Below are 7,282 nucleotides of genomic sequence, written 5' to 3' on the forward strand. Positions count from 1 at the left end.
CAATTGCGCGGAATGGGAGTCTACGTCGGCAGGGTGGGATCAACTCTCCTACCCCCCCCCCCCCCCCCCCCCCCCCCCCCCCCCCCCCCCCCCCCCCCCCCCCCGGCTCCCCCGTGCAGGGGACTGCCCACCCGCCCCACACGGAAAACGAGCGGAACGACGGCCGGGCGCAGCTCCACACCCACGGGTTACCCCCGTCAACGCGGCGGCGGCGCACGCGGGTTCGGGCCCCACGCCGGCGAGGAGCCGTACATGGACGGCACCGGTCTCCGCACCGAAAGCCGTCCCCTGCGCGCTGCGGTCTCGTTCACGGGGCATGCGCACGGGTGGAGGACCCCGTCCTCACCCGCCCCGACACGAGGAGCAGCCGCATCGTGGGAACCGCCGTCCACGTCCCGCAGACCCGGGACATGCTCGGAGAAGAACTCTCCGGCGACGAAGCCCTCACCGCCCTGCGGCGGTACGGGGGCCTCAGGCTGCTGGCCGACTCCTTCACCCGGTTCCGCTACGCGGACGGCTTCACCAACGCCCGGGCCCTCGCCTTCCAGGTCGTGCTCGGCCTGGTCCCGTTCACCGTCGTGCTCGTGGGTCTCGCCACGTCGGTGCACACGGAGAGCGTGGGACGGGTCATCGAGCTGACCCTCGGCCGGATCGTGCCGGGCGCCAGCGCGGACGTCGTGGAGAAGGCGTTCGAGGGCACCCGGCGCAGCGCCGGCAGCGACGTGTGGAGCACGGTCGCGCTCTGGCTGGGCCTCGGCTTCGCGGTGCTGAACCTTGCCTCGGCCATGGCGCAGATCGAGCGGGGCGCCAACCGCATCTACGGCATCGAGCGCGACCGCCCCTTCGTCCGCAAGTACGGCCGGGCCCTGGCACTCGCCTTCACGGCCGGCCTGCCGATGGTCCTGGGGTTCCTCGTGCTCGTCGCGGGTGAGACGGTCGGCGACGCCGTGGCCCGTACCCTCGGCCACGAGGCGGGCGGTGCCGCGTGGTGGGCCGTGCTGGACGTACCGGCCGGGCTGCTGCTGGCCTGGGTCGCGTCGGCGGTGATCCTGCGCTGGTCGCCCCGCCGCGACCAGCCCGGTTACACCTGGCTGGCCTTCGGCTCGGCGGTCCACCTGGTGCTGTGGATCTCGGCGACCTGGCTGCTCGCGCTGTACGTCGGTCGGAGCGGGGCCTTCGGCGCCGTGTACGGTCCGCTCACGGCCTTCATCGCCCTGCTGCTGTGGGCCAACCTCACCGCCGTGGCGCTCTTCCTCGGCATCGCGTTCGCGGCCCAGCTGGAGGCGGCCCGGGCGGGCATCCGTACGCCGGTGGAGCCGGACCCCGGACCGGGGGCCTGATCAGGCCGCGTCGCGGGGCGGAGTCAGTGCCCAGCGGATCCCGGCGGTCACCGCCACTCCGAGCGGGCGTACGCACACGCCCTCCGCCGGAGGCAGACGCGGCAGCCGCAGGGCCCGCGAGGCCCAGACGGGCAGCAGGGAGACCGCGTTGGCGGCGATGGCTCCGTAGGGGAGGCGGGCGAGCAGCGGCAGGGGCGGATCGAGCAGCAGGAACCGCGCGGTGTTCCGCGCCTCGGCGGTCGCGCGCAGTTCGCCGCGGTAGGCGGCGAGGCGCTCCGCGAGACCGGCGCGGTCCACCGGAGGGTCCGGGACGCCGAGTGCGATGGCGATGCGTGCCATGTCGGCCACGTAGGCGTCGCATCCCTCCTCGTCCAGGGGGTGGGCGCCGTAGCGCTGGTGGGCGCGCAGGAAGCTGTCGACCTCGGCGACGTGCACCCAGCACAGCAGGCGCGGATCGGCGGCGGCGTACGCCTGTCCCTCGGCGGTGGTGCCGCGCACGGTGTCGTGCACGGCGCGTACCCGCTCGCACGCCTCCTGTGCGCGGTCGGCGGGGCCGTAGGTGGTGACGGCCAGGAAGGTGCTGGTCCGCTGGAGGCGTCCCCACGGGTCGCCGCGGAAGCCGGAGTGCGCGGCCACCGCGGCCATGGCCAGGGGGTGCAGCGACTGGAGCAGCAGGGCGGACAGGCCTCCGATGAACATGGAGGCATCCCCGTGCACCCGCCTGATCGGCCGCTCCGGTCCGAACCAGCGGGGGCCCGGTGCGTCGTGGATGCGGGCCCGGTTGCCCGGACCTTCGGGCCCCGCCACCCGGGAGAAGATCATTTCACCGAGCCGGGCGCGGAGGGCGGGGCGGTGATCGCCGGGGAAAAGTCTCATGGCTGCCGAGCCCTCCTTCGCCCACTGCGGCCGGGCGGCTCACATGACTACGTCTGCCCGGGTCCGGGGCGCGGGAACATCAGGCGCAGCCCCAGGCCGACATCCCCTGAAGCCGGGCGAGGCGCTTGGCGACCGCGATCTGCTCCCCGCGCGTGGCGAGGTCCGCGCGGGACGCGTACTTGAGGCCGCCCGCCGCGGCCCAGCTCGACGGCGCGAACTGCAGTCCGCCGTAGTAGCCGTTGCCGGTGTTCGCCCGCCAGTTGCCGCCTGATTCGCAGGCCGCGATGGCGTCCCAGTCGGTGCGCAGGCCGGACGCGGGCGAGGCGGCCGCCTGGCCGGTCGTGGCGAGTGCGGTCGCGGCGAACAGGACCACCAGCGCGGTCCGGGCACCACGGCCGTACGAACTGCGCGTCTCGCTCGTATGAGCATTTCGTCTACAGATCATACTGAGACTGTTACCCCACGTGACGGAGGACCGCCGCTCCGGCCGTCACGTCCCTACGCCGGTCGGAGCAGGCGATTCCTCCTCCGTGCGGCCGGCGACGGCGAGGAACCGGTACTTCGACGACATCCGCGGCCGTCCTTCCCGGCGCTGGGCGAGCCCCCTCGTTCGTGTGAAGAAGGGCGAGGACGTCCCCCGGTCGGGTGAGCGGTGCGCGGACACACCCCGGCGCGCCCGTACGGTTTCGCGGTGACCTCGATCTCACCTGACACACGCCCCCTGCGGACCGCCGACCTCGGCACGCTCGTCATCATGTCCTGGAGCCGCGAGACACCCGACGGCGACGTCCCCTTCCTCCTCGCCTGCTCCCTGGGCGACGGCGAGGGCGGCCCGGAGGCGGTCCCGGACGCCGTCGAACGGCTGCTGCGCCACTCCGGGATCTCCGTGGGCGACGGCGTCCTCGACGCCACCCGCCTGACCGGCCTGCCCGTCACCCTGCTGGTCGTCCCGGGCGCCGCGGCCCTCACCATGCGGGGCGTCAACGCCCAGTTCGTCCCCACGCCCGAGTGGCGCAAGGCGGTCGACGAGCGCGGGTACGCCTGCCTGATCTTCGCCACCCGCCCCTGGTCCGGCGGCGAGCCCGGCGACGGCGAGGCGGTCGCCGCCTTCGCCAACGACGAGGCCACGCTCTCCGGCGCGGCGCAGGTCATCCTCCCCGTGCGCAGCCTGCGCGGCTGACGAGGCTGCTCACGTCCACAGTTCACCGCTGTCGCACACCCGGGCCCCCATGTTCCGCTCCATCATGCGCAGCGCGGCGTCCGCGAGGTCCGCGTGGATGTGGGCGACCGCGTCCCGCGGCACGATGACCTCCAGGTGGCGGATGTGGGCGTCGAGCGCCGAGTACAGGACGCACTGCTCGGTCACCTGGCCGCACAGCACCAGCCGGTCGATCCCCTGCTGGTGCAGCAGATACGTCAGCGGCGTCTCGAAGAAGATCGAGTGGCGTGCCTTGACCACGAAGAGGGACGACTCGTCGGGCTGCAAGGGCTCGACGAGCCGTGCGTGCGGTCCCGAGAGGGCCTTGTCCAGGATCTCTCCGTGGTGCGAACGCCACTCGCCGAAGTTGTCGTTGACGTAGATCACGGGCACGCCCTGCCGCCGCGCCCGCTCCAGCAGGCCGGTCACCTGCGGCAGCACGGACTCGACGGCCGGAATCAGCGACTCCGCGTCCTCGTGGTCGTAAGTGTTGATCATGTCGATGACGATCAGCGCGGTCTTGCTCATGCAACCCAGGTTGCCACTGTGACGAGGGAGAATCCTTTTTCCCGACGGCGGCGGGGCGCGCCGGCCGCGGGGATCACCGGACGGCCCGGTCCGGGGGCGGCGCCACGTCCTCCCCCGCGAGGGGGACCCCCGCCCAGGGCCCCGGCGCCCGGCCCTCGCTCCACTCGCGCAGCCGCTCCTCGTTCACGCAGACTATGCCGCACTGGGCGGCGTAGTCCGTGGCCGGCTCGGTGAAGTCGCTGGTGGTGACGAGGACGGCGACGTCGGCCCCGTGGACGGTGTAGCAGGTGCCGCCGAAGCGCTGGAGATCCTGGGAACCGACCTTGTTGTCGTCGCCGTAGCGCTTGCACTGGATCACGACGCGCCGGCCGTCCGGAGCGGTCGCCGTCACGTCGGCGCCGAGGTCGCCCGCCCCGCCCACCACCTCCACGTCGGCGCAACCGTCCCGCACGCACAGGTCGGCTATCGCCTGCTCGAACTCGTCGGGACTGAGTTCCCCGTGCTCGACGACCACGACCGTGACCGCCGCCTCCTCGGCGCCGGGCGCCGGTGCCGTCGGCACGACCGCGGCCCGGTCCTCCTCCAGCACCTCCATGGCCGTCGCGGTGGCCTCCCGCAAGGCACCCGTGGTGCGGCGTGCCAGCCTCCGCGCGGTGAACCCGGAGCGCCCGCGCCGGTGGAGGACGGCGGCCAGCGCCAGCCCGAGCACCAGGACCAGGGCCCAGGCGGGACGCCGCTCCGCGACGTCGACCGCCATGCGCAGGGCCCAGCCCACGACGCACAGGACGAGGGCGGCCAGCCCGAAGAACATGGCCGTCGCCCGGAGGTCGAAGCGGCGCCCGGGACGTATCGGACGAGTGCGGCGTGCGGGCACGGTCACGGTGTCGTTCCTCCCTGCGGCTGACATCAAGATCACTCACGCCGTCTGCCCGCGAACCACCGCTTCACCGGCGGTTCATGACACGCCGTCGGATGGCTCATCCCACCAGGGTGCGAATCTTTCGGGCATAGCGTTCGGAATATGAAGAAATGCCATGTCGTGTACCTGGTGTGCACCGCAGCGATGATCGGCACGGGGCTCGGTGCGGCTCCGGCGTCCGCCGGCCACATGACCCACGTGGTCCACAGTGGGGAGTCGATCCAGAAGGCGGTGGACGCCGCCGGGTCGGGCGACACCGTGCTCGTCACACCCGGCACCTACCGCGAGAGCGTGACGGTGAGCACGCCCGGGATCACCCTGCGCGGCGTGGGCCGCGCCACGGTGATCAGGCCGAGCACGGAGAAGGCCGCCGAGGACGACACCTGCGCCAAGGGCGGCAACGGGATCTGCGTGACCGGCACGAAGGCCGCGAAGGTCAAGGGCGTCACCGTCGCCGGCCTGACGGTCACCGGCTTCACCCGCGCCGGAGTCTCCGCCACGGCCACCGACGGACTGACCGTACGGAACGTCACGGCGGAGAAGAACGGCGTCTGGGGCATCGCCCAGGAGCAGTCGATCCACGGCACCTTCCGGGACAACACCGTCCGCGGGAACGGCGACGCCGGCATCTTCCTCGCCAACACCATCACGGCCGAGGAAGGCGCCGCGGACACCGAGGGCACCGTGGTCGAGGACAACCGCCTCGAGGACAACCGGATCGGCGTGACCGTCCGGCGCCTGCGCAACCTCGCCGTCGCGGACAACCACATCGCCGGCAACTGCACGGGCGTCTTCGTCGTCGGCGACGAGAACAAGCCCAAGGCCGGCGACCTGGTCGTGCGCGAGAACCACATCGTGCGCAACAACAAGTCCTGCCCGAAGACCGAGCGGCTGCCCGCCCTCCAGGGCTCCGGCATCGTGCTCACCGGGACCGAGAAGGTACTGGTCGCGGACAACACCGTCGAGGGCCACTCCGGCACGTCCCCGCTGTCGGGCGGCATCGTCCTCTTCAAGAGCATGGTGGGCGTCACCGGCGAGAACAACGAGGTCAGCGGCAACACGCTGCGGGACAACTCGCCCGCCGACCTGGTCAGCACCGAGACCGGGGACGCCGCCGGGAGCAACACCTTCGTGGGCAACACCTGCGGCGCCTCCCGGCCCGCCGGTATGTGCTGACCGACCACCCCAGCCATCAGTGCACCGACGTAGGAAGGACAGCGGCACATGACGACCGCACCAACCGCCCCACCCCCGCCCATGCGCTTGAGGGAGCTCGTGTTCGGGGCGGCATGTGCCGCCGCCCTCCGCGCCGCCGCCCGGCTCGGTGTCGCCGACGCTCTCGGTGACAGCCCGATGACCGTGGCGGACCTCGCGGCCGCCGTCAAGACCGAACCCAAGCCGCTGCGCCGGCTGCTGCGCGCCCTGACCTGCTACGGCGTCTTCGCCGAAGGCAAGGACGGGAGCTTCGCGCACACCGACATGTCCCTGCTGCTGCGCGAGGACGACCCGCACAGCCTGCGCTACATCACGCTGTGGTGCACCGAGCCGTGGACCTGGGACGCGTGGCCCCTGCTCGACGAGGCGGTCCGCACCGGCGGCAACGTCGTGGAAGGCCTGTACGGCAAGGAGTTCTTCACCTACCTCAACGAGGACGCTCCCCAGTCGGCCGAGGTCTTCAACCGCGCCATGACGACGTCCAGCCGGCAGTCCGCCCAGGACGTCGCGGCGCTCCTGGACCTGTCGGGCTGCTCGTCGGTCGCGGACATCGGCGGCGGCCAGGGACACGTGGTGGCGAGCCTGCTGGAGAAGTACCCCACGATGCAGGGCACCCTGCTCGACCTCCCGCGGGTCGTGGAGAACGCCGACCCTCGGCTGCGCGAAGGCGGGTCGCTCGCGGACCGGGTGCGCATCGTGCCGGGCGACTGCCGTGAGTCGATCCCCTTCCGGGCCGACGTGTACGTCATCAAGAACATCCTGGAGTGGGACGACGACAGCACCGCCCGGGCCCTGCGCAACGTCATCGGGGCGGGCGGACCCGGCACGCGGGTCGTGGTCATCGAGAACCTCGTCGACGACACGCCCTCCATGCGGTTCAGCACCGCCATGGACCTGCTGCTGCTCCTCAACGTCGGCGGTGCCAAGCACACCACCGACAGCATGGTCGGCCGGCTGACCGAAGCGGGTCTCGTCATCGACGACATCCGCCCGGTCAACCCCTACCTGCACGCGTTCGACTGCACCGTGCCCCGGTGAGCTGACCGGTGGACGCGGGGGGGGGGGGGGGGGGGAGGGGAGGGGGGGGAGGGGGGGGGGGGGGGGAGGGGGGGGGGGGGGGGGAGGGGGGAGGGGGGGGGGGGGGGGGGGGGGGTGGAGGGGGGGGGGGGGGGGGGGAGGGGGGTGCACTGCTGCCAACGGGAGGCG

At 72.7% G+C, this 7,282-nt stretch carries 8 protein-coding genes and 1 pseudogene (1 of these 9 running past the window's edge); 5 read left to right on the top strand and 4 right to left on the bottom strand.

Annotated features, from left to right (window positions below; translation table 11 throughout):
- The first annotated feature begins 374 nt into the window (after positions 1-374).
- Complete coding sequence (locus AC07FV_RS31690; protein ID WP_479090998.1) at positions 375-1,340, top strand: YihY/virulence factor BrkB family protein; 966 nt, start codon at positions 375-377, stop codon at positions 1,338-1,340.
- Here the strand turns inward: AC07FV_RS31690 and AC07FV_RS31695 are convergent, their stop codons facing one another.
- On the bottom strand, positions 1,341-2,216 hold the full coding sequence (locus tag AC07FV_RS31695; RefSeq protein WP_479090999.1) for an oxygenase MpaB family protein: 876 nt from the start codon (positions 2,214-2,216) through the stop codon (positions 1,341-1,343).
- Positions 2,217-2,295: 79 nt separating this feature from the next.
- Positions 2,296-2,661 (bottom strand): transglycosylase family protein, encoded by a 366-nt coding sequence (locus AC07FV_RS31700; protein ID WP_479091000.1) that lies wholly within the window; start codon positions 2,659-2,661, stop codon positions 2,296-2,298.
- A 246-nt stretch (positions 2,662-2,907) separates the two neighbouring features.
- Here AC07FV_RS31700 and AC07FV_RS31705 point away from each other — a divergent pair, with 246 nt between their 5' ends.
- A complete protein-coding gene (locus AC07FV_RS31705) occupies positions 2,908-3,396 on the top strand; it encodes a DUF5949 family protein (protein WP_479091001.1) in 489 nt (162 codons plus the stop codon).
- 9 nt (positions 3,397-3,405) lie between these two features.
- On the opposite strand, the gene AC07FV_RS31710 is transcribed toward AC07FV_RS31705, so the two are convergent.
- The gene (locus AC07FV_RS31710) at positions 3,406-3,942 is read right to left on the bottom strand and encodes a cysteine hydrolase family protein (protein ID WP_383647947.1); all 537 of its coding nucleotides are present in this window, start codon (positions 3,940-3,942) and stop codon (positions 3,406-3,408) included.
- Positions 3,943-4,015: 73 nt separating this feature from the next.
- Positions 4,016-4,822 (bottom strand): restriction endonuclease, encoded by an 807-nt coding sequence (locus AC07FV_RS31715; protein WP_479091002.1) that lies wholly within the window; start codon positions 4,820-4,822, stop codon positions 4,016-4,018.
- Positions 4,823-4,963: 141 nt separating this feature from the next.
- Here AC07FV_RS31715 and AC07FV_RS31720 point away from each other — a divergent pair, with 141 nt between their 5' ends.
- The 3 genes and pseudogenes from AC07FV_RS31720 to AC07FV_RS31730 form a co-directional block, all read left to right on the top strand.
- Positions 4,964-6,037 (top strand): right-handed parallel beta-helix repeat-containing protein, encoded by a 1,074-nt coding sequence (locus tag AC07FV_RS31720; RefSeq protein WP_479091003.1) that lies wholly within the window; start codon positions 4,964-4,966, stop codon positions 6,035-6,037.
- 48 nt (positions 6,038-6,085) lie between these two features.
- A complete protein-coding gene (locus tag AC07FV_RS31725) occupies positions 6,086-7,114 on the top strand; it encodes a methyltransferase (RefSeq protein WP_479091005.1) in 1,029 nt (342 codons plus the stop codon).
- 93 nt (positions 7,115-7,207) lie between these two features.
- A pseudogene (locus AC07FV_RS31730) lies at positions 7,208-7,282 on the top strand (hypothetical protein); its annotated part runs 159 nt beyond the window's last position; the annotation flags it as partial.

It is taken from the genome of Streptomyces sp. NPDC045956, assembly GCF_056430705.1.

Bases quoted from the DNA above. Each gene is read 5' to 3' on its own strand.
- AC07FV_RS31720 (WP_479091003.1), top strand. From the start codon at position 4,964: ATGAAGAAATGCCATGTCGTGTACCTGGTGTGCACCGCAGCGATGATC.
- AC07FV_RS31700 (WP_479091000.1), bottom strand. From the start codon at position 2,661: ATGATCTGTAGACGAAATGCTCATACGAGCGAGACGCGCAGTTCGTAC.
- AC07FV_RS31710 (WP_383647947.1), bottom strand. From the start codon at position 3,942: ATGAGCAAGACCGCGCTGATCGTCATCGACATGATCAACACTTACGAC.
- AC07FV_RS31695 (WP_479090999.1), bottom strand. From the start codon at position 2,216: ATGAGACTTTTCCCCGGCGATCACCGCCCCGCCCTCCGCGCCCGGCTC.
- AC07FV_RS31725 (WP_479091005.1), top strand. From the start codon at position 6,086: ATGACGACCGCACCAACCGCCCCACCCCCGCCCATGCGCTTGAGGGAG.